Annotated in this window: 21 protein-coding genes; 12 read left to right on the top strand and 9 right to left on the bottom strand. The window is 71.9% G+C overall.

What is annotated here, in order from left to right:
- The first annotated feature begins 19 nt into the window (after positions 1-19).
- The 4 genes from ABN273_RS08500 to ABN273_RS08485 are packed head-to-tail and all read left to right on the top strand — an operon-like array spanning position 20 to position 3,216.
- Positions 20-427, top strand: coding sequence for a DUF5304 family protein (locus ABN273_RS08500; protein ID WP_349448094.1), 408 nt, complete (start codon positions 20-22; stop codon positions 425-427).
- A gap of 14 nt (positions 428-441) precedes the next feature.
- Entirely contained in the window at positions 442-1,374 is a 933-nt protein-coding gene (locus ABN273_RS08495; protein ID WP_349448093.1) for an ROK family glucokinase, read from the top strand.
- Between the two features lie 32 nt (positions 1,375-1,406).
- Positions 1,407-2,060 (top strand): endonuclease/exonuclease/phosphatase family protein, encoded by a 654-nt coding sequence (locus ABN273_RS08490; protein ID WP_349448092.1) that lies wholly within the window; start codon positions 1,407-1,409, stop codon positions 2,058-2,060.
- Between the two features lie 37 nt (positions 2,061-2,097).
- The gene (locus ABN273_RS08485) at positions 2,098-3,216 is read left to right on the top strand and encodes a hypothetical protein (RefSeq protein ID WP_349448091.1); all 1,119 of its coding nucleotides are present in this window, start codon (positions 2,098-2,100) and stop codon (positions 3,214-3,216) included.
- A gap of 222 nt (positions 3,217-3,438) precedes the next feature.
- Here ABN273_RS08485 and ABN273_RS08480 read toward each other — a convergent pair whose 3' ends face one another.
- Positions 3,439-3,882, bottom strand: coding sequence for a hypothetical protein (locus ABN273_RS08480; protein ID WP_349448090.1), 444 nt, complete (start codon positions 3,880-3,882; stop codon positions 3,439-3,441).
- Positions 3,883-3,928: 46 nt separating this feature from the next.
- The gene (locus ABN273_RS08475; protein WP_349448089.1) at positions 3,929-4,687 is read right to left on the bottom strand and encodes an alpha/beta hydrolase; all 759 of its coding nucleotides are present in this window, start codon (positions 4,685-4,687) and stop codon (positions 3,929-3,931) included.
- Between the two features lie 147 nt (positions 4,688-4,834).
- Between ABN273_RS08475 and ABN273_RS08470 the strand changes: the two genes are divergently transcribed.
- A complete protein-coding gene (locus ABN273_RS08470) occupies positions 4,835-5,545 on the top strand; it encodes a lysophospholipid acyltransferase family protein (RefSeq protein ID WP_349448088.1) in 711 nt (236 codons plus the stop codon).
- 2 nt (positions 5,546-5,547) lie between these two features.
- Here ABN273_RS08470 and ABN273_RS08465 read toward each other — a convergent pair whose 3' ends face one another.
- Complete coding sequence (locus ABN273_RS08465; RefSeq protein ID WP_349448087.1) at positions 5,548-6,012, bottom strand: MarR family winged helix-turn-helix transcriptional regulator; 465 nt, start codon at positions 6,010-6,012, stop codon at positions 5,548-5,550.
- 82 nt (positions 6,013-6,094) lie between these two features.
- Here ABN273_RS08465 and ABN273_RS08460 point away from each other — a divergent pair, with 82 nt between their 5' ends.
- On the top strand, positions 6,095-6,523 hold the full coding sequence (locus ABN273_RS08460; RefSeq protein WP_349448086.1) for a DoxX family protein: 429 nt from the start codon (positions 6,095-6,097) through the stop codon (positions 6,521-6,523).
- 41 nt (positions 6,524-6,564) lie between these two features.
- Here the strand turns inward: ABN273_RS08460 and mmuM are convergent, their stop codons facing one another.
- Positions 6,565-7,431 carry a homocysteine S-methyltransferase gene (gene mmuM / locus ABN273_RS08455; RefSeq protein ID WP_349448085.1) on the bottom strand — a complete coding sequence of 289 codons (867 nt, stop codon included), beginning with the start codon at positions 7,429-7,431 and terminating at the stop codon, positions 6,565-6,567.
- A gap of 244 nt (positions 7,432-7,675) precedes the next feature.
- Positions 7,676-8,344, bottom strand: coding sequence for a Crp/Fnr family transcriptional regulator (locus ABN273_RS08450; RefSeq protein WP_349448084.1), 669 nt, complete (start codon positions 8,342-8,344; stop codon positions 7,676-7,678).
- 72 nt (positions 8,345-8,416) lie between these two features.
- Between ABN273_RS08450 and ABN273_RS08445 the strand changes: the two genes are divergently transcribed.
- Complete coding sequence (locus ABN273_RS08445) at positions 8,417-8,680, top strand: YciI family protein (RefSeq protein WP_349448083.1); 264 nt, start codon at positions 8,417-8,419, stop codon at positions 8,678-8,680.
- A gap of 18 nt (positions 8,681-8,698) precedes the next feature.
- Here ABN273_RS08445 and ABN273_RS08440 read toward each other — a convergent pair whose 3' ends face one another.
- Positions 8,699-11,056 (bottom strand): VIT domain-containing protein, encoded by a 2,358-nt coding sequence (locus ABN273_RS08440; RefSeq protein ID WP_349448082.1) that lies wholly within the window; start codon positions 11,054-11,056, stop codon positions 8,699-8,701.
- A 136-nt stretch (positions 11,057-11,192) separates the two neighbouring features.
- On the opposite strand from ABN273_RS08440, the gene ABN273_RS08435 reads away from it, so the two are divergent.
- Positions 11,193-11,834, top strand: a complete 642-nt coding sequence (locus ABN273_RS08435) for a zinc ribbon domain-containing protein (protein WP_349448081.1) — start codon at positions 11,193-11,195, stop codon at positions 11,832-11,834.
- Here the strand turns inward: ABN273_RS08435 and ABN273_RS08430 are convergent.
- Positions 11,817-12,989, bottom strand: coding sequence for a MerR family transcriptional regulator (locus ABN273_RS08430; RefSeq protein ID WP_349448080.1), 1,173 nt, complete (start codon positions 12,987-12,989; stop codon positions 11,817-11,819). The two genes, ABN273_RS08435 and ABN273_RS08430, sit on opposite strands and share 18 nt — an antisense overlap.
- A 114-nt stretch (positions 12,990-13,103) precedes the next feature.
- Here ABN273_RS08430 and ABN273_RS08425 point away from each other — a divergent pair, with 114 nt between their 5' ends.
- Positions 13,104-13,571, top strand: coding sequence for a Dps family protein (locus ABN273_RS08425; RefSeq protein WP_349448079.1), 468 nt, complete (start codon positions 13,104-13,106; stop codon positions 13,569-13,571).
- Positions 13,572-13,842: 271 nt separating this feature from the next.
- A complete protein-coding gene (locus tag ABN273_RS08420; protein ID WP_349448078.1) occupies positions 13,843-14,865 on the top strand; it encodes an alkaline phosphatase PhoX in 1,023 nt (340 codons plus the stop codon).
- Between the two features lie 57 nt (positions 14,866-14,922).
- On the opposite strand, the gene ABN273_RS08415 is transcribed toward ABN273_RS08420, so the two are convergent.
- The gene (locus tag ABN273_RS08415) at positions 14,923-15,516 is read right to left on the bottom strand and encodes a TetR/AcrR family transcriptional regulator (protein ID WP_349448077.1); all 594 of its coding nucleotides are present in this window, start codon (positions 15,514-15,516) and stop codon (positions 14,923-14,925) included.
- A gap of 97 nt (positions 15,517-15,613) precedes the next feature.
- Here ABN273_RS08415 and ABN273_RS08410 point away from each other — a divergent pair, with 97 nt between their 5' ends.
- The gene (locus ABN273_RS08410) at positions 15,614-17,788 is read left to right on the top strand and encodes an MMPL family transporter (protein ID WP_349448076.1); all 2,175 of its coding nucleotides are present in this window, start codon (positions 15,614-15,616) and stop codon (positions 17,786-17,788) included.
- On the opposite strand, the gene ABN273_RS08405 is transcribed toward ABN273_RS08410, so the two are convergent.
- A complete protein-coding gene (locus tag ABN273_RS08405) occupies positions 17,745-18,668 on the bottom strand; it encodes a bifunctional helix-turn-helix transcriptional regulator/GNAT family N-acetyltransferase (protein WP_349448075.1) in 924 nt (307 codons plus the stop codon). The genes ABN273_RS08410 and ABN273_RS08405 overlap by 44 nt on opposite strands.
- A 31-nt stretch (positions 18,669-18,699) precedes the next feature.
- Between ABN273_RS08405 and ABN273_RS08400 the strand changes: the two genes are divergently transcribed.
- Positions 18,700-19,602, top strand: a complete 903-nt coding sequence (locus ABN273_RS08400) for a lactonase family protein (protein ID WP_349448074.1) — start codon at positions 18,700-18,702, stop codon at positions 19,600-19,602.
- The last annotated feature ends 14 nt before the right edge of the window (positions 19,603-19,616 follow it).

The following is a 19,616-nucleotide window of genomic DNA, read 5'->3' as shown; positions in this document are numbered from 1 at the left end:
CCATACGCAGGGAGGGCCCATGACCGAGAGCAACAACGGCAACGACAAAGACCCGATCGGCACCGTCGCCGACGAGGCGCGCAAGCTGTTCGAGTCGATCCAGGGGCGGGCGACCCGCCAGGTCGGCAAGAGCGTGTTCAACTCGTTCACCGGCGGCGGCCGCAGGGAAAGAGACGTGTGGGAGGAGGCCGTGTCCGAGCCCCATGACGAGTACATCTGCCGCGCCTGCCCGTGGTGCCGGGCCATCGCGGCGCAGCGTGAGTCGGGTGGCGACGTGACGGGCCACCTGATGGCCGCGGGCGGCGAGCTGTTCGCCGCGTTCCGTGGCGCGATCGACGCGTTGAGCAAGCCCGCCCCCCGCGGGCCGCGCGACGACCGCGATCGGCGGGACCGCCACGACAACGTGGAACACATAGATCTGGGATAGGGAGAGGCGGGGCAATGCTCACGATCGGTGTCGATATCGGCGGGACCAAGGTGGCCGCCGGTGTGGTCGACGACAAGGGCGAGATCGTCGAACACGCGCTCAGGCCCACCGCCGCCGACCGCCCCGACCTGGTGGCCGAGACGGTGGCCGACGTCGTTCGCGAGCTGAGCGCGGGCAGGGACATCGAGGCCGTCGGGGTCGGCGCCGCCGGGTTCGTCGACGAGACCCGCTCGATCGTGCGCTTCGCCCCCAACCTCGCCTGGCGCGAGGAGCCGCTGCAGAAGAAGATCAGCGGCCTCGTCGGGCTGCCGGTCGTGATCGAGAACGACGCCAACGCCATGGCCTGGGGCGAGTCCAGGTTCGGCGCCGGGCGGGGCCAGTCCCACGTGGTCTGCATCACGCTCGGCACCGGCATCGGCGGCGGCCTGGTCTTCGACGGCGCACTCTACCGCGGCCGCTGGGGCATGGGCGCCGAGCTGGGGCACATGCAGGTGCTGCCCGGAGGGCGCCAGTGCGGCTGCGGCAACGTCGGCTGCTGGGAGCAGTACGCCAGCGGCCAGGCCCTCGTCAAGGACGCCAGGGAGATCGCCGAGGCGCGCCCGGAGCAGGCGAAGATCCTGCTCGGGCTGGCCGGCGGCAAGATCGAGGGCGAGGAGGTGACCAAGGCCGCGCGGCTGGGCGACGAGGCCTCGCTGGCCGCGTTCGCCAGCCTGGCCGACTGGCTCGGCCAGGGCATGGCCGACCTGGCCGGCGTCCTCGACCCCGGCTGCTTCATCGTGGGCGGCGGGGTCTCCCGTGCCGCCGATCTGTTCATCGACCGGGCCCGCCAGGCCTTCGCCGAGCGGCTGACCGGCCGCGGCCACCGGCCGCTCGCCGAGATCAGGCTGGCCGAGCTGGGCGCCTCCGCGGGGGTGGTGGGCGCCGCCGACCTGGCCAGGCGGCGCTGACGATCAGGGTCGCGACCTACAACGTACGCGGGATGCGCGACAGCGTGCCCGCGTTGACCCGGGTGATCAGCGCCATGCGCGCCGACGTGCTCTGCGTGCAGGAGGCGCCGAGGCTCAGGAAGGGGCGGCGCAGTGCCCTGGCCGCCGCGGCGGGCATGCGGGTGGCCACCCCCGGCAGGGTGGGCGGCGTGGCCGTGTTCACCGGCCCGCACGTCAGGGTGCTGCACGCCGAGAGCCACACGCTGCGGTTCTTCACCGGGCTGGAGCGCCGCGGGCTCGCGCTCGCCGTGGTGGACGTGGACGGGGCCCGCCTGGCGGTCGGCTCCCTCCACCTGGATCTGAACGACCCGGCCAGGGTGCACCACGCCGCCGAGGCCGTGGCGCTGATGGAGCGGGCGGCCAGCCGCTTCGGGGCGACGATCGTGCTCTGCGGCGACCTCAACGAGCAGGCACACCAGCCCGCCTGGCGCTTCCTCGCCGCGCTGCTGGCCGACTGCTATGCCGTGGCCCCCAAGGGCGACGGGCTGACGTTCACGGCAGCCCGGCCCGCGCTCCGCATCGACGCCGTGTTCGCCGCGCGCGACCTGCGTGTCGTGTCGTGCGGGGGAGTCGACGCCCCGATCGCCGATCTGGCCGAGGCCAGCGACCATCTGCCCGTTATCGCAGAGTTGCGAGTTGGGCACTAACGGGCAAGACGTGCCCCCCAGCCCGTAGCATTTGCTCATGACCCGTCGCTCTCAGCGGCGTGCGCTCTCCTTGATCTTGGCGACGTCCGTGGCCTTGACGCAGGTCACGCCCGCCGCGCATGCCGAACCTCGCCGGCCCGCCACGATAGAGGCGTGGCAGCAGTCGACCAGCGTGCGCCTCCAGGCCGACGGCTCACTCTCCGACGTGCTCGCCGTCTCCTCCAGCGACGTGTGGGCCGTCGGCCAGCAGCAGATCTGGGACGTCTGGAAGAACCGCGGCACCATCCGCCACTGGGACGGCAGCGACTGGTCCGAGGTGCCCGTCCGCGACGCCGCGTCCGCGGGAAACCTGCGCGGGCTGGCCGCCGGCTCCGCGTCCGACGTGTGGGCGGTCGGCGACGGGCACGACGGGCTGCCGTACATCGCCCACGGCGATGTCGCGGGGTTCGACCGGGTCCGGCCGCAGGGGCTGCGGGCAGGAGACTGGTTCGGCGGCGTCGACGCCAAGTCGGGGCGGATCGTCGCGGTCGGCAGCCGCGACAAGCAGGGGCTCATCCTCACCGGCCAGGGCAACTCCTGGACCGTGCAGCAGACCAAGGAGGAGGGCGCGCTCTACGCGGTGGCCGGCGGGTTCGCCGTCGGCGACACGGGCTCCGCGCCGCTGATCGTGCACTACTCGGGCGGGTCGTGGAAGTCCATGCCGGTGCCCTCGATCCCCGGCGGCTACCTGCGTGACGTGCAGGCCGACAGCGCCAAGCGGGCGGTGGCCGTCGGCGGCGTCTACCGCGGGCCTGGCGACATCTCGCCCCTCATGCTGGTCTGGAACGGCAAGCGCTGGCACCAGCAGCCGCTGCCCGACTCCGACTCCGACGCCCGGCTCTACGGCGTGACCGGCGACGGCAAGGGCCGCTACTGGATGGCCGGCTACGATCCGTCGCGGGCCACGGAGCCGTTCATGATGCGGTGCGAGAAGGGCGACTGCGAGACCATCCGGGGCGGCGCCCAGAAGGACAGGAGCAGCGTACGGCTCCAGGCGGTGGCCTACCTCGCCGGCAAGGGCGCGGTGTGGGGCGTGGGGCACGCGGTCGACACCCGCGACCGCTACACCGACGTGGTCGAGTCGTTCGCGCCCAAGAGCGTCACCTCGAAGTCCTGACGGCCCCCCACCTCCTCGGGTGGTCCCGGCTCCGCCTCTCCGTCGTGGGCTGAGGCCCCTCGAGCGCTTGCGGCGGTGGCGGCTGCGATGCGCCGTTCCCGCTTCTCGCCTCAGAGGGACCTCAGCCACAGCCGGTGTGGGCGTCTCGTCGCGGCGGGGTCGCTCCGATGCGCCGTTCCCATGGGCGTCTGGTGGCGGCGGGGCCGTGCCGCCACCGCGCGGTCACAGGACGGCGCCGTCGTCCCAGCCGGAGTCGTTGGGCGGGCCGTCGCCCATGCGCACGACCAGTGCCACGAACCCGCCGATGAACGCCGCCACCGCCGTGAACAGCGCCCAGCCCTCCATGTGCCAGCTCGCCATCGCGGCGACCAGAAGGTACGCGGGCCCGCCGAACAGCGCCACCCACGCCAGCTTGGTCGGCAGGTCGAGCTTGGGCAGCGGAGGCGGCGGGGGCGGCTCGAAGTGGCCCTCCCCGTCCTCCTGGTCCTCTTCGGCGGAGTCCTCGTCGGGCTCGGGCTCCTCCGAGGGTTTCACCACCCGGCGGGTGGGCTCGGGGGGGACGTTCTCGCTGTCCGGCCATGGCTGGTCGGCCGAGTCACGCTCGGCGGTGTCGTTGAAGGACGCGACGATCTGACGCCAGACCTCGTCCTCACTCTGGGGCGTCACCTAGATGGGCCTCTCCACAGCGATCGCGACTTCCCCCTGGGTGCGATCAGTCCCTCTGCAAGGGTACCGAGGCATGTGTCCGGATGAAGTCGAGGCTACCGGCAAAGATCCTGTCGGCATCGTTGTCAAGCGTCGCAACATGGTAGCTATCGGTAAGCTCCTCGATCGTGGCCTGCGGGACCTTCTCGCGGATGATCGCCACGCTCGTCGGCTTGACCACGTGGTCCTCCGCGCTGTGGAAAACCAGCAGCGGCTGTGTCACCTTCGCCAGGTCCGCCTGCACCAGCGACCATAGCGCGGGCAGCGACGCGGCCGCCTTCACGGGGGTGCGGGCGTAGGCCAGCTCGGTCACGCCGGGCTTCTTGACGTCGTTCGCGACGCCGGCCACCGACGGCACGAACCACTTGATCAGCGGAGCGAGCTTGAGCAGCGGCACGTCGTTTGCGATCGACGGGTTGACCGCCACCACGCCGCTGATCGCCGAGCCGTGCACCTCGGCGAGGCGCAGCGCCAGGCAGCCGCCCATCGACAGCCCCGCCACGAACACATTCTGGCAGCGTCCCTGGAGATCCGCGAACGCCTTCTCCACCTCGGCGTACCAGTCCTCCCAGCGCGTCCTGTTCATCTCCTGCCACGTGGTGCCGTGCCCGGGCTGGCGGGGCAGCGAGACGCTCACCCCGTGCCCGGCCAGGAACTCCCCCCACGGCCGCAGTGACTGCGGGGTGCCGGTGAACCCATGGCAGAGCAGCACACCGATCTGGCCTCCGTCGTGGTGGTAGGGCTCCGCGCCTGGCATGAGCGGCATAACAGCTCCTTGACGGAATTTCATCCCGGAACTGCCCGATCGTCGCACGTTCCGGGGTGTTTGTGCGAGAGCTGAGGTAGGAGCATGGCGCTCGGGATGGGAAGATGACTATGGTCGCCAGAAACCTGCTGGAGAAGAGGTGCCGGGGTGTTCTACTGGGTGGTCAAGGCCATCTTGGGTCCGTTCCTCCTCGCCGTTTTCCGGCCGTGGACGGAGGGCGCGGAAAACGTGCCCAAGCAGGGGCCCGCGATCCTGGCCGGCAACCATCTGTCGTTCGCCGACCACTTCTTCGGCCCGCTGCAGATCCGCCGCAAGGTCATCTCGCTCGGCAAGGCCGACTACTTCACCGGGCGCGGCGTCAAGGGCTTCTTCACCCGCCTGTTCTTCAGCGGCGTCGGCACGGTGCCGATCGACCGCTCGGGCGGCAAGGCCAGCGAGGCGGCGCTCCGCACCGGCCTGCGCATCCTGCGCGAGGGCCAGATCCTCGGCATCTACCCCGAGGGCACCCGTTCGCCCGACGGGCGGCTCTACAAGGGCAAGACCGGCGTGGCCCGGCTCGCCCTGGAGTCACGGGCGCCGGTCATCCCGTGGGCCATGGTCAACACGTACGAGATGATGCCGCCGGGACGGCCGCTGCCCAAGCTCGGGATCCGGCCCGGGGTCAAGTTCGGCAAGCCGCTCGACTTCTCCCGCTACTACGGTATGGAGGACGACCGGCTGGTGCTGCGCGCCGTGACCGACGAGATCATGTACGCGCTGATGGAGCTGTCCGGGCAGGAATACGTCGACAAGTACGCCGCCAGCGCGCGGGTCGAGATGGAGCGCGCCGCGCGCGCGGCTGCCGCCGCCAAGAGCTGACCTCACCCTGAGGCGCGCAGCACCGCCTCGGTCTTCCGCATGGCCGTGGTCATCGCCTGCAGCTCCTCGCGGCTGAGCCGGTCGATCAGATATTCGCGCACGACCTCCACGTGCCCCGGCGCCACCCGTTCCAGACAGCGCATGCCCGCGTCGGTGAGCACCGCCAGCACTCCGCGCTCGTCGCTGGGGCAGGTGGCGCGTTCCACCAGGCCCGCCTTCTCGAGCTGGGTGATCTGGTACGTCAGTGCGCTCTTCGTCACCACGGCGCCCCTGGACAGCTCGGTCATGCGCATCTGACGTCCGGGTGCTTCGGCGAGCCGCACCAGGATCTCGTACTGCGGGTGCGTCAGCCCGGCAGCGGCCTTGAGCTGCTCCTCGATCCGCCGCTCGAGCAGGTGGGAAGTGGACAGGAAGGCGCGCCAGGCCGCCATCTCCGTCTCGTCCAGCCATCGGGGGTCGTCCGTCACGGCCTCATTCTACAGTGTTGTTCAGATTTGAACATTCGGCTAGGGTGGTTGTTCAAATCTGAATGACTCTCAAGGAGATCGAATGTTCGACCAGGCGCGCCCCGTCGCCCTTTTGCTCGCGAGGATCGCCATCGGAGTGATCTTCCTCGTGCACGGCTACCAGAAGTTCGCGGCCATGGGCATCGCGGGCACGACCAAGTTCTTCGAGTCCGCGGGCATCCCGCTGGCGTCCGTGGCCGCCCCGGCCGTGGCGGTGCTGGAGGTGGTGGGCGGCCTGGCACTGATCCTCGGCGCGGCGCTGCCGATCGTGGGCACGCTGCTGGCCATCGACATGGTGGGCGCCATCGTGTTCGTGCACGGCGCGGCCGGCTTCAGCGCCGGCGAGGGCGGCTACGAGTTCGTCCTGGCGCTGGCGGCGGCCAGCCTGGCCATCGGCTTCACGGGCGGCGGCGCGCTGGCCCTCGACGGCGTGCTGAGCCGCCGCCGCGGCGCCACGTCGGTGCCCGCCTAGCACTCCTCTTCCCGGACCCCGCGCAGGCGGGGTCCGGGGTCTCAGGAGAGGTGGGCGCGGATCTGCGCGATGTGCTCCGGAGTCGTACGGCAGCACCCGCCGATCAGCGACGCGCCCGCCTGCTGCCACTCCTTGGCCGCCTGCCCGAACTCCACCGGGTCGGCCAGCCCCAGCCAGCGGCGGTGCCCGGCGTCCCAGGTCTCGCCCGAGTTCGGGTAGACCACCACGGGCAGCCCGCCGGACAGGCGCGAGATCAGCCCGGGGATGTGCCGCGGCGCGGTGCAGTTCGCCCCCACGGCCACCATCTGCGGGTTTCCGCTGAACAGGGCGGCCGCCTCGCGGATCGGCGTGCCGTCGTTGAGCCGCTCGGCGTCGCGGCAGGAGAAGCTCACCCACGCCTTCACCTCGGGCGTGCGGGCCAGCAGCCTGGCCAGCGCCCGCGCCTCCGGATAGGACGGGATCGTCTCGCAGGCCAGCAGGTCGGCACCGGCCGAGGCGAGGATCTCCCAGCGCGGCAGATGCCATTCGAACAGGCCGTCCTCGTCGAGGCCGTAGTCGCCGGTGTATTCGGCGCCGTTGGCCAGGTAGGCGCCGTACGGGCCGACCGAGGCCGCCACCAGCCCGCGACCGGCCTCGTCGCGTGCCTGCGCGGCCAGCTCCACCGACAGCCTGATCAGCCGCTCGGCCGCCGCCACGTCAAGCCCGCGCCGGACGAAGCCCGGGATCGTGGCCTGGTAGCTGGCGGTCGTGGCCACGTCGGCCCCCGCCGCGAAGTAGTCGGCGTGCACGCGCCTGATCAGCTCGGGCTGCTCAAGCAGCAACCGCGCGGACCAGAGCTCGTCGCCGAGGTCGGCGCCGAGGCGTTCGAGCTGGGTGGACAGGCCGCCGTCCAGGACAAGTGCAGTCACGAGTCCAGGGTACGAGCACTCCGCCGCCCACCCTCACCGCCACCTCCCCCCCGGGGCGACTGCGCCGTTCGAACCGCCCCGCTCACTGCTTACCGGAAGGTGCCGCCCCCGGCCGCCGGCACGCGAGCCCCGTCCTGGTCGCGTCCATGGGGGCGGCTACGCGCCTTGACCGGCGCCGCCGCCGCTTCACGTGTGCGGCCGGCGGACGGGGTCGCGACTCGCCACCGGTGCCTGGTGGAGGGGATCAGGGCGCGGGGGCCGGGAGGGCGGCCAGGCGGGCGAGGGCCTCGGCATTCACCACGATCACCTCGCCGGCGCGGATCTCGATCAGGCCCCGGCGCTCGAACCCGCGCAGGGCCCGGTTGACGCTCACCCGGGTTGCGCCGATCTCGGCGCCCAGGCCCGCCTGCCCCGCGTGCAGCGGTACCCGGCCGGCCGCGCACCGGCGTACCAGCCAGGTGGCCACGCGTGCGGGCACGTCGCGCACCACCGCGTCGGTGAGCCGCTCGTCCAGGTCCCGCACGGTGGCGGCCAGCGTGCGCAGCAGCCGCGCCGCGACGGACGGCTCGGCGGCGACGAGCTCGAGCACCGTGGAGCGCGGCAGGTACGCCACCTCCACCGCCGTCAAGGCCGTCCGGGTCGCCCGGTGCGGGCCGTCCACGAGGAGCGCCGTCTTGTCGAACGCGACCGGCGCGGACTCCACGGCGAGCACCACCTCCTTGCCCTCAGCGCTCACCCGCCCCGCCTTCACCCGCCCGTCGAGCAGCACGATCAGGTGCTCGGCCGGATCGCCCTCGGTGCACAGCACCTGCCCGGCCGGGTAGCGCCGCCGCCGCGTCAGCGCCTCGAGCCCGCGCAGCCGCCCGTCGTCGAGCCCGCCGAACATCGGCAGGTCGGCCAGCGTGTACGTCATGTATCCCGTGATACACCACCCCGGTGACCCGCGATGCTGAGCATCCGGCCGGCCGGGCCCTAACGTGCGGGCATGGCGAGATACGTACTGGAAATAGCCTTCGACGACGCCCCCAGCCGCCTGGCGGCCCGGCCCGCGCACCGGGAGCACCTGCGGCGGCTCAAGGAGCAGGGACGGCTGGTGACCGCCGGTCCCTGGGCGGACGACACAGGGGCGCTGCACGTGTACGAGGTGGCGGACGAGGCCGAGCTGCGCGACATCCTCCGGGAGGACCCGTACACGGCGGTGGGCGGTTACGAGATCGTCCTCATGAAACAGTGGGACCCGATCATGTAACCGCCCCTCCGCACGTGCCTAGGCGCGCTTCCAGAAGGAGCCGCGGCGACCCGGCCCGTGGTCGTCGCCCACGAGGGTCGTGAGGACCTCCACGGCGCGCTCGTGCAGGGCCTGGGCGTCGGCGCCCGGCCGTTCGGCGGCCTCGAGCTCGCGGGCCAGCGCCTCCAGCTGCTCGTTCCCCCCGAGGTACGCCGCCAGCGCGGCCAGCCGCGAGCCCAGGTCCGCCAGGTACAGCAGGTCGGGCACGGGCAGCGCCTTCAGCCGCTCGAGCTCCGCCACCAGCTGCGGCCTGACCGACTCCAGCCGGTGCGCCGGGCGCGGGCCGGGCTTCGGCATGGCACCACCCCACCCGCGCGCGCCGCCACCGGGCGGGGCGGGCGCCGGCGGCCGCGCGGGCATCCGGGGCCCGCCGAACCCCTCTGAGGCTCCCGGCGGGCCGCCGGCGATCAACCCCTGATCCATGTCGGGCAGGCCGAGGCCCGGCTCGGGGAGCCGCATCCGCTGGACTCCCATCGGCGGAGCGGCCATCACCGCCGCCTGCGCCGCGAAGCCCATCATCGGCGGGGCCTGCGGCAGCTCCCACCCGCTCGGCGGCTCGACCGGCTGGATGACGCGGTGTTCCGGACCGCCCTCGGCGACCTGCCTGGTGTCGATCGCCACGTACGCGGTGAAGCGGCACAGCACGCCGTACTCGAGCGAGGTTCGCACGATCCGCGGCTCCAGGTCGTGCTCGCCCATGGCGTACCGGTCCTCGAGCTCGCGCAGGTGCGCGCGGGCCCAGACGGCGCGGATGGCCGGATTGTCCACCGTCACGCCCGCGACCTGCTCCTCCCACGGCCCGTCCGCGGCCATCCCGCGTACGGTCAGCGAGGAGCCCGCACGGTAGCGCCCGTACACGCGCAGCGGCACGCCGGGGAAGATCGACCCGAGGTGGGTGACCGTGTCCGGCTCGACGTCGAGGCCCTTGAGCGAGAGGTCGGTCACCAGGGGAGCGCCGATCCTGCGGTGGATCTGCTCCATGGCGGCGTCCAGCCGGTCCTCCGACTCGACCAGCTCGCACCGGCCCGCGCCGAGCCCGGCCAGGCGGCCGAGGAAGCCGGCGTTCACGGCGCGGTCGATGCCGACCGTGTGCACGCGCATGGCCGACAGCGCGCCGCCGACCTGCTCCAGGATCTGGTCCTCGTTGCCCACCTGGCCGTCGGTGACCAGCACGACGACGCGTTCGCGCTCGTTCCTGGCGCCCAGGAGTGCGATGGCCCGGCGCAGCGGCTCCAGCAGCTCGGTGCCGCCGCGGGCGTCCACGCGGGCGAGGTGCTCGACGGCGCGGTAGCGGTTGCGGTCGGACGCCTCCACCAGCCCCTCGAACGCCTCCTCCACCACGGAGTCGAACGTCAGCACCGCGAACCTGTCCTGCTCCGTCAGCGTGTCGACGATGCGGGCCGCGGCCCTGCGCGCGGTGACCATCTTCCAGCCGCCCATGCTGCCCGAACGGTCGAGCACCAGCACCAGGTCGCGCGGCGTGCGCGTGGACTGGAGCGGCGGCGGCACGACCGTGAGCGCGAACGTGCCGGCGCCGTCCCGGCCGTCGAGCTGCAGCGACGTGGACGCCTCGAACGACATCCGCAGGATGAAGTCGCGGTCGAGCCGCTCGCCCGGACGCAGGCGTACCGTATTGCCCTCCTCCTCGACCACGTGCAGGCTGGAGGCCATCTCACGCAGCTCCAGCCCGGCCGCGTCCACGCTCGCGCGCAGCGACAGGCGCACGGGGTATGGGAAGCCGGGCAGCAGGACGGGCGGGCTGATCCTGGACGCGTCGGGCACCGCGTCGGTGTCGGGCGCGGCGCCGTCGCCCGCGGGCGGGCCGTCTATGGGGCTGCCCGGGATGTAGCGCGGGGCCACGACCAGCGGGAAGCGGAACGTGGCCGCCCCGTCCTCGTACGGCAGCGGCTGGCTCATGGTCAGCCTGACCGAGACGCGCTCGCCGGGCAGGATGTTGCCCACCCTGATCGTGAACACGTCGGGCCGGTCCTCCTCGGCGATCGCCGCCCGCCTGCCCTCGCGCAGCGCCTGGTCGTAGTCGGCCCTGGCCTGGCCGCGCTCCTTCAGCACGCCCTCGACCACCCGGTCGTCGGCCTCCATCCTGAACCCGGTGACGGCCGCCCTGTCGGGCAGCGGGAAGACGTACGTGGCCTCGAGCGTGACGTCGAACGGGTTCCTGAACCCCTGCGTGACCTCGACCCCGGCGATGAGCCCGGAGATGTCGGCGGCCACGTCCACACTCTCGAGCGGCAGGTTGCCGCGTTCCGTCCGCAGCGCGCCGAACCCGGCGTCCGGCACCGGCAGGCACCGTGCGGGCTCCAGCGAAGTGATCTTCATCTGGATTGTGGCGCGGAGACCCGGTCCTTCAGGGCCGGGAGGAAGCGCCACCCCTCCTTTCGAAAACAGTATGGAAAAGCTCGGTAACAGCCAGTAATCTTGCGGTGGGTGATGCTCCAGTGACAGGAGGTGCGCGATGGCGATCCGCCGCTCGGCCGCCAAACGGCACGGCCTGCCCTCGGTCGTGCAACTGCGGCTCGCCCCCACCCCCGCCCTGGCCACCGCGGTGCAGGTGTGCAACCAGGCAGCCACCTACATCTCCCACCTGGCCTGGCAGCAGCGCGTCTTCCCCATCCTGGACCTGCACCGGCTCGCCTACCACCAAGCGCGCGCCCATTTCGGCGGACTGGCCGCCCAAGCAGCCGTGCGCGCCATCGCCCGGGTCGCCGGCGCCTACGCCAACCGCCGCGCCACCAAGAAACGCGCCCACATCTTCCGCCCGCACGGCGCCATCCCCTACAACGCGCGCCTGATGAGCTGGAACCGAGATGCCCGCATCGTGTCCCTGTGGACCCCCACCGGCCGCGTCGATCCCGCCTACACCAGCCAGGCCTGCCCGGAATGCGGATGGACCAGCAGGGCGAACCGGCCGGCACGGGGCCACTTCGCCTGCACCCGGTGCGGCCTCGCTGGGCACGCCGACCACATCGCAGCCCGCAACATCGCCCAACGCGGCGTCGCGGGCTGGGCTGCTGTCAACCAGCCACACGCTACCGGCCTCCCTTCAGCCAGACGGGACCGTGAGAGCAAACCACCGGCTTCAGTCGGTGATAGTTGACGTGAGTTCCCTCTCTTTGAGCACCGCGATCAGCGGCGCCGCCGCCGCCAGCACCGCCTGAACGTCCTCCTCGGACGGGACCCGGCCCGCGTCCAGCACGAGCCGCACCCCGTCCGCCAGCCTGACCCCTGTGACCATCGGGGCAACCGTCCGGGGCACGCCCGGCTCGTCATGGGTCGCCCCCTGACCGGCCGTCCCTGCCGCCCGTGTGGCGGCCTTCCCCGGCCGATCAGCCCAGAACCGCTCGCGCGCGCTCTCCCCGTCGGCGCGCGCGACGCCGTCTCGGGTGTGCGTGGTGCCGGTCCTGGCCTGTGCCGCGTCGTCATCGGAACGCATCACGCCGCGCTCGGCTGCACTGCGCTCGGTCGTGACACCGTCCCGCTCGGCACCTATGCCGGTAGCGGCACCCGCATCGTCCACTCGGGCACCGGCAGCCGGTCCCGCGCCGTCGTGTGTGGCCCGGGTCGCGCGTCCCGGGCCGTCGTGCGTGGCTCGGGTATCGCATCCCGGGTCATCGTGTGTGGCATCGGCACCGCGTCCTGGGCCGTCGTACGTGGTATCTGTCGCCAGTCTCGCGCGGCCGGTGGGCGTGGGCCCGTGCCTCAGCGGCGGCTCGCTGAGCAACGCGTCCTCCAGCCGATCCGCCCCGTCCGGTCGAGTCGCCCCGTCCGGCCGGGATGTCGTGTCCGGCCGAGCCGCCGCGTCCGGTGACGTTGCGTCGTCCGGCCGCGCTGTGCGTCCCGGCCCCGCCACGTCGTTCAGCCCCGATGAGCCCTCCAGGCCGGGGGCGCTCTCCAGGTGGGGAGCGGCGCCGAGCCTCGGTGTGGCGTCCGCCCCGGAGGTAGGCGCCAGGCCGGCGGTGGCCTCCAGCATGCGATCCGTGGCGCCGGCCAGAGCCGCTTGGATCTGGGCGATCGAGTGGCCGGCCGCCTGCAGGCGCTTGACGGCCACGAGCTGCAGCAGGTGCCTCCTGCCGTACTGGGCGATCCTGCCGCGCCTGGTCAACGGCGGATCCACCAGGCCGATCGTCGTGTACCACCTGATCAGCCGCTCTCCGGGCACGTCACGGACCCGGCCGTTGACCGGCGACCCCCCGCCGCGCAGGGCGCGGGCCGCGCGTTCGGCCAGCTCGCCGATGGTCCAGGTGTCGCTCATACCTCCACGATGACACTGTCATTATTACACTGTCAACAACAAGCCGGAATGCCTGCCGCCACGTCGTTGTCGTTCTAAATAGGGAAAAGTCCGACCTACGGGGAGGAACACGACATGGCCGCGATTACCGGCCCACTTTCGGGCGAGGCCAAGAACACCGTCGCGGAGGCTCTGCAGGGCGCCCTGGTCGATCTCATCGACCTCTCGCTGGTCGCCAAGCAAGAACACTGGAACCTCATCGGCCCTCACTTCCGCTCGATCCATCTCCAGCTCGACGAGCTCACCGAACTGGCCAGAAGGCACATGGACACCATCGCCGAACGCGCCGTCGCGATCGGCGCCAACCCGGACGGCCGTTCGGCCACGGTCGCCAGGGCCACGAAGCTCCAGCAGCCGGAGTCCGGCTGGCTGGAGGACGGCAAGGTGGTGGCGACGATCACCGACCTGCTGAGCGGCGTCAGCAAGCGCATGCACGAGCGCGTCCGGGCCACCGAAGAGCCCGACCCGGTCACTCAGGACCTGCTCATCTCGGTGGCGCAGGACATCGACAAGCAGCACTGGATGTTCCAGGCCATGGCCTGACCGGACGGCCTGACCGATCTGCCGAAAGCCCGGGAGCCCGATCGGGGAGCCCGGGCTTCGGCATGCCGCGAGCGGCACGTGAAGCGGCGGTCCCGCCGGACCGCGGTCCTGTCGAAAGGGCGGGACGGGCGCGGGTCGCCGGTTCGTGTACGGGTGTTGGCCGCGTGATCGCGCGGAGGGAGTCCGGGGTTTGCGCAGAGTTTGATGTCGCGAGTCCCTGCCATTCATGTCGGTGCGGTCGACTAGCGTGGCACCTAGAGGGAGGCCCACGATGTCCCACAAGACTCTCCTCCGCACGGGGCCGCTCTGGCGGGGCGGCACCAGCCCGTACGGTCCGCTCGGCCTGCCGGGCGCCGACGGCCTCGCGCTGCCCTCGGGCTTCACCGGCAGGGTGGTGGCCCGTTCCGGCCACAAGGTCGCCGGGCTGACCTGGCACGCCGCGCCCGACGGCGGCGCCTGCTTCCCCGACGGCGCCGGCTGGATCTACGTGTCCAACTCCGAGCTCCCGCTGCTCGGCGGGGCCTCGGCGCTGCGCTTCCGCCCCGACGGCACCATCGGCGACGCCTACCGCATCCTGTCGGGCACCGACCTCAACTGCGCGGGCGGCGCCACGCCGTGGCACACCTGGCTGTCGTGCGAGCTCGGCGACCGCGGCCGCGTCTTCGAGTGCGACCCCTACGGCGCGCGCGCCGCGCGCCCCCGCCTCGCGATGGGCCGCTTCAGGCACGAGGCCGCCGCCTGCGACCCGGAGCGGCACGTGATCTACATGACCGAGGACGAGCCCGACGGCTGCTTCTACCGGTTCAGGCCCGGCGACTGGGGCGACCTGACGGAGGGCACGCTCGAGGTGCTGTGCGCCGGCGGCCGCTGGCAGACGGTGCCCTCGCCGGCGGCCCTGCGCGCGGCGGCCCGCCACCAGGTCGAGGACGCCCGCCACTTCGACGGCGGCGACGGCTGCCACTACGCGGGCGGGGTGTGCTACTTCACCACCAAGGGCGACACGGGCCTGTGGGCCTATGATGCGCAGACCTCCACGCTCGACCGGCTGTGCGAGGGCGTGCGCGCCATCACCGCCGCCCCCTCGGGCGACCTCTACGTGGCCAGGGAGACGACGGAGATCGACGTCATCGCCCCCGACCGCGCGGTCACGCCGTTCCTCAGGCTGGAGGGCCACCCGGGGGCGGAGCTGACCGGGCTGGCCTTCTCGCCGGGCGGCGAGCGGCTCTACTTCTCGGCCAGGCGCGGGCGCACCGAGGGCCACACGTTCGAGGTGGCGGGGCCGTTCCGCAGTTGATCCGGCCAGCGGTGGTGGATCAGGCCAGCGGTGGTCGATCGGGCCGGCTGTGGTTGATCAGGCCAGGTAACGCACCAGCGCCAGTTTCAGCTCGTCCACCAGCTCCGCGCCGCGCTCGGGCGGCGCGGAGGTGACCAGCGGCATCACCGCCTTCACCATGGCCACCGCCATCGTCCCCATGAGCGCCGCGCGTTCCTCCGGCAGATCGGGGGAGCGGCGGCGCAGCATGGCCGCGACCTGCCGGGCGATGTCGGCGTGCAGACGCTGCGAGGCCGCGGCCAGCTGATCGCCCGTCGCCGACCCGTACAGCAGCGACCAGTACGCCGGTGACGCGCTCTTGAACCTGACGCTCTCGTCCACGAGCTGCCCCACCAGCACCTCCAGCGGCACCTCCGGGGTGACGGCGGCCAGCCGGGCCGCCCAGAACTCCTGCCGGTCGACGGTGTAGCGCGCCACCAGCCCGTCCAGGATCTCCTCCTTGTTGCGGAAGAACTGGTACAGCGAACCAGGCGACATCCCCGCCCGCGTGGCGACGTGGTTCGTCGTCATGTCCGGATATCCCACCTCGGCGACCACCGACTCGGCGGCGTCGAGGATCTCCGCCATGCGCTTCAGGCCACGCGCCTGCCGGCGGACCGTGCGTTCAGGCATGGGTCTCCTCGTTGACAAATACGAGCATTTACTTGTATTTCTGATCCGACGACGAAAACACGAGTAGTTTACCGAGTTTTCTCGGGGGGAGACGGACATGACGGTGAACACGCAGATCCGGCCGGCTCGGGAGGAGACGGGCGGGCCGCCGCTGCGCAGGCTGGGATTCCTCCTCGTACGGCGCCGCAGGATCGTGCTGGCGCTGTCCGCCGTCGTGCTCATCGTGGCCGCGGCGCTGGCGGCGGGGGCGGTGCCGCGGCTGTCGCTGGCCAGGTTCGAGGCGCCGGGGAGCGAGTCCGACCGGGCGCAGGCCGAGCTGGTCGAGCGCTTCGGCACCGGCAGCCCCGACATGATCTTCCTGGTGACCGTCAGGTCCGGCACCGTGGATGATCCCGCCGCTGAGGCCGAGGGCAGGGAGCTGACCGCCCGGGTCGCCGGGCAGGAGGGGGTCGCCGAGTCCGCCTCGTACTGGACCAGGGGCAAGCCCGCCACCCTGCGCAGCGAGGACGGCAAACACGCGCTGATCATGGTGCGCATCCCAGGGGACGCCGGCCAGGTGCGCGCACAGGTGCTGCCCAGGCTCGTGCCCGAGATCACCAAGGGCACCGGCCTGCTCCAGGTGCGGGCCGGGGGAGGGGAGGAGGTCTTCAGGGAGGCCGTGCCGCTGGCCAGGCAGGACTTCGTACGGGCCGAGCTGGTCATCTTCCCGCTGGCGTTCGTGCTGCTCTGGCTCTACCAGCGGCGTGCCATGGCGGCGCTGGTGCCGATCCTGGCCGGAGTGCTCGCCATGGTGATCGGGCTGGCGCTCCTGCGCGGAGTCCTGATATTTGCCGAGATTTCCACGTTCGCCCTCAACCTGACCCTGGCCATGGGGCTCGGGCTCGGCATCGACTACTGCCTGTTCGTGATCCAGCGCTTCCGCGAGGAGACGCGGCGCGGCGCCGACCGGGCCGGCGCGATCGCGGGGGCCGTCGAACACGCGGGGCGGACCGTGCTGTTCAGCGGGCTCACCGTGGCCACGTCTCTGGCCGTGCTGTTCGCGCTGCCGTTCGACTTCCTGCGGTCCTTCGCGTACGCGGGCATCGCCGTCGTGGTCGGCGGCCTGTTCGCGGCGGTGATCGTGCTGCCCGCGGTGCTCGCCTCGATCGGCGGCACGATGCTGCCCAGGCGGATCCGGCCCGAGCGCGAGTCCGGGTTCTGGCATGCGCTGGCCACCAGGGTGATGCGCCGGCCGCTGGTGTTCGGCGGGCTGGCCACGGCGGTGCTGCTCCTGCTCGCCTCGCCGTTCCTGGGGCTGCGCTTCGGTGTGGCGGACGACCGCATCCTGCCTCTGGAGGCGTCGTCCCGGCAGACCCAGGAGGTGATCCGTCAGGCCTTCCCGGCGGAGGAGACCGACGCCATCCAGATCATCTCGAAAGATCGGACGGCGGGGGATATTTCGCAGTATGCCGTGACGTTGTCCCGCCTGTCCGGGGTCGCCCAGGTCGACTCCGCCGCCGGCTCGTTCGCGGACGGCCGGCGGACAGGCGACGGCGACCCGCGAAGGTTCCAGGGGCAGGGCGCCTGGCTCTCCGTGGTCCCCTCCGGCGAGGCGCTGGCCGGCGACCCCGTCCGGCTGGTGGCGGCCGTACGCGCCGTCGAACCGCCCTTCGCGGTCCTCATCGGCGGCTACCCGGCCGAGCTGGCCGACTACCGGGCCTCGGTCGTCGACCGGCTCCCCCTGGTGCTGGCGCTCATGCTCGGCGTCACGTTCCTGGTCCTCTTCGCGATGACCAGAAGCATGGTCATCCCGATCAAGGCGTCGCTGCTGAACGCCCTGAGCCTGGGCGTCATGTTCGGGGCCATCGTCTGGGTCTTCCAGGACGGCAACCTCTCCGGTCTGCTCGGCTTCACCCCGACGGGCACGCTCGATCCCAGCATCCCGATCCTGATGCTCTGCGTCGCGTACGGGCTGTCGATGGACTACGAGGTGTTCCTGCTCTCCCGCATCAAGGAGGAGTACGACAGGACAGGCGACACCGAGCAGGCCGTGGCCACCGGCCTGCAGAGGGGCGCGCCGCTGATCACGGCCGCCGGCGGCATCCTGGCGCTCACGTTCGCCGCGTACGCCACGGCGCAGGTGACGTTCGTGCAGATGCTCGGTGTCGGCATGGCGGTGGCCGTGCTGGTGGACGCGACCGTGATCAGGGCGGTGCTCGTGCCGAGCCTGATGCGCCTGGCGGGCCCGCTCAACTGGTGGCCTGGAGGTCGCGCGACCACACCTGCTCGGTGACCTCGACCCCGTTCTCCGTCCCCTTCTCCTCCGACTCCAGCTCGAACCCGGCCGCCTGGTAGATGTGCCGCGCGCTCACCAGGCTGTCGCGGGTCCACAGCGTCATCCGCTTGTACCCCTCGGCCTTCGCGTGCCGCACGCACTCCGCCACGAGCCTCCGCCCGATCCCGTGCCCCCGGGCGGACGGCTCCACCAGCAGCATCCGGAGCTTGGCCGTCGTCTCGTCCTGGTGCACGCAGAACACGCACCCGGCCCGTTCCCCGTCCACCTCGGCGATCCACCCCGCGTCGCGCGAGAAGTCCAGGTCGCCGACGATCCTGGCGACGAGCTGCTCGAATTCGGTGCCCCAGCCGTACTCGCGGGCGTAGAGCTCGCCGTGCCGGAAGGCGACCCAGCCGAGGTCGCCGGTGCGCGGAGGCCTGATCACCAAGGCTTCCCGCCTGTTGCCGGAGCCCAGCAGCCGCCTGATCGTGGCCATGCTGGTGACCAGCCGCTCCTGGCCCTCATCGGGCAGCGCGGCAAGCAGCCGCTCGATCTCCTCGGCCGAGCGCCCGTCGAGCGAGCGGAACGTCTCCATGCCCGCGGGAGTGAGCCGTACGAGCTGCTTGCGCGCGTCCGACGCGGAGCGCTCGCGCGCGACCAGCCCGTCGCCGTCCAGGCGGGTCAGGATCCTGCTGAGGTAGCCCGCGTCCAGGCCGAGCAGGGCGCGCAGCTCCCCGGTCTCCGTCGGCGCGGCGTGCGCCAGCTCGAACAGCACCCTCACCTCGGTCAGCGAATACGGCGAGTCGAGCATGCTTGCCTGCAGCACGCCGATCACTTTCGTATAGAACCGGTTGAAGGCCCTGATCTCAGAAACCCTTGCCTCTGTCAACGAACTCATTGCCATAGTCAACCCTGGAAGGATCCCAGCTGTGAAGCAGGTCTATGTAGGCGGATATGGCCCAGGCATCTTCACGCTCGGCGGCAGGCTCACCAGAGTGGCGTCGCCGTCGTTCCTGGCCGCCCATCCCACCTTGCCGGTGCTGTACGCGGCAGGCGAGCTCCAGCGCGGCTGGCTGACCGCCTTCCAGGCCGGGGAGAGCCTGAGCCCGCTGGACGAGCGGCCGAGCGAGGGCGACAGCCCCTGCCACGTCGCCGTGGACCCCACGGGCAGCGTGCTCGCGGCGGCCAACTACGGTGACGGGACGGCCGTCATCTACCGCCTCGACTCCCGGGGCGCGTTCGAGGGCGATCCGATCGTGCTGCGGCACAAGGGCTCCGGCCCGGACAAGGACCGCCAGGAGGGGCCGCACGCCCACCAGGCAGTTTTCCACGACGGGATCCTGCACGTCTCCGACCTCGGCACCGACGAGATCCGCCGCTACCGCTACGACGGCACCGTCCTGGAGCCGATCCCGCTCCACCCGGGCACGGGCCCGCGCCACTTCGCTTTCATCGGATCCCGCCTGTACGTGGCGGGCGAGCTGAACGCGACCGTCACCCTCATCGACGGCGAACGCCGCACCGTCGTCCCCGCCTCCCGGCAGGAGGGCGAGAACGCTCCGTCCCACCTCCAGATCGAGGGCGACCTCGTGTACGTCGCCAACCGCGGCCCCGACACGATCTCCGTGCTGCGCGCCGAGGACCTGTCGCCGGTGGCCGAGGTGCCGTCGGGCGGCGACTGGCCCAGGCACTTCGCCATCGACGGGACCACCATGTACGTGGCCAACCAGCAGTCGGACACCGTCACCCGCTTCGACCTGAAGGACGGCGTGCCCCAGCCGTCCGGCCAGGCGTACGAGGCCGAGCGCCCGGCCTGCGTGCTGATCATGTAAGGAGTTGGCCAAGT

This window comes from Nonomuraea sp. B19D2, assembly GCF_040137845.1.
Classification (GTDB): Bacteria; Actinomycetota; Actinomycetes; order Streptosporangiales; family Streptosporangiaceae; genus Nonomuraea.
The sequence above is the reverse complement of the archived record's forward strand: the minus strand, read 5'-3'. Positions and strand labels throughout refer to the sequence as shown.

Coding starts and splice junctions, on each gene's coding strand:
- ABN273_RS08500 (WP_349448094.1), top strand. CDS start 20: ATGACCGAGAGCAACAACGGCAACGACAAAGACCCGATCGGCACCGTC.
- ABN273_RS08495 (WP_349448093.1), top strand. CDS start 442: ATGCTCACGATCGGTGTCGATATCGGCGGGACCAAGGTGGCCGCCGGT.
- ABN273_RS08490 (WP_349448092.1), top strand. CDS start 1,407: ATGCGCGACAGCGTGCCCGCGTTGACCCGGGTGATCAGCGCCATGCGC.
- ABN273_RS08485 (WP_349448091.1), top strand. CDS start 2,098: ATGACCCGTCGCTCTCAGCGGCGTGCGCTCTCCTTGATCTTGGCGACG.
- ABN273_RS08475 (WP_349448089.1), bottom strand. CDS start 4,687: ATGCCGCTCATGCCAGGCGCGGAGCCCTACCACCACGACGGAGGCCAG.
- ABN273_RS08460 (WP_349448086.1), top strand. CDS start 6,095: ATGTTCGACCAGGCGCGCCCCGTCGCCCTTTTGCTCGCGAGGATCGCC.
- ABN273_RS08450 (WP_349448084.1), bottom strand. CDS start 8,344: ATGACGTACACGCTGGCCGACCTGCCGATGTTCGGCGGGCTCGACGAC.
- ABN273_RS08445 (WP_349448083.1), top strand. CDS start 8,417: ATGGCGAGATACGTACTGGAAATAGCCTTCGACGACGCCCCCAGCCGC.
- ABN273_RS08440 (WP_349448082.1), bottom strand. CDS start 11,056: ATGAAGATCACTTCGCTGGAGCCCGCACGGTGCCTGCCGGTGCCGGAC.
- ABN273_RS08435 (WP_349448081.1), top strand. CDS start 11,193: ATGGCGATCCGCCGCTCGGCCGCCAAACGGCACGGCCTGCCCTCGGTC.
- ABN273_RS08430 (WP_349448080.1), bottom strand. CDS start 12,989: ATGAGCGACACCTGGACCATCGGCGAGCTGGCCGAACGCGCGGCCCGC.
- ABN273_RS08425 (WP_349448079.1), top strand. CDS start 13,104: ATGGCCGCGATTACCGGCCCACTTTCGGGCGAGGCCAAGAACACCGTC.
- ABN273_RS08420 (WP_349448078.1), top strand. CDS start 13,843: ATGTCCCACAAGACTCTCCTCCGCACGGGGCCGCTCTGGCGGGGCGGC.
- ABN273_RS08415 (WP_349448077.1), bottom strand. CDS start 15,516: ATGCCTGAACGCACGGTCCGCCGGCAGGCGCGTGGCCTGAAGCGCATG.
- ABN273_RS08410 (WP_349448076.1), top strand. CDS start 15,614: ATGACGGTGAACACGCAGATCCGGCCGGCTCGGGAGGAGACGGGCGGG.
- ABN273_RS08405 (WP_349448075.1), bottom strand. CDS start 18,668: ATGAGTTCGTTGACAGAGGCAAGGGTTTCTGAGATCAGGGCCTTCAAC.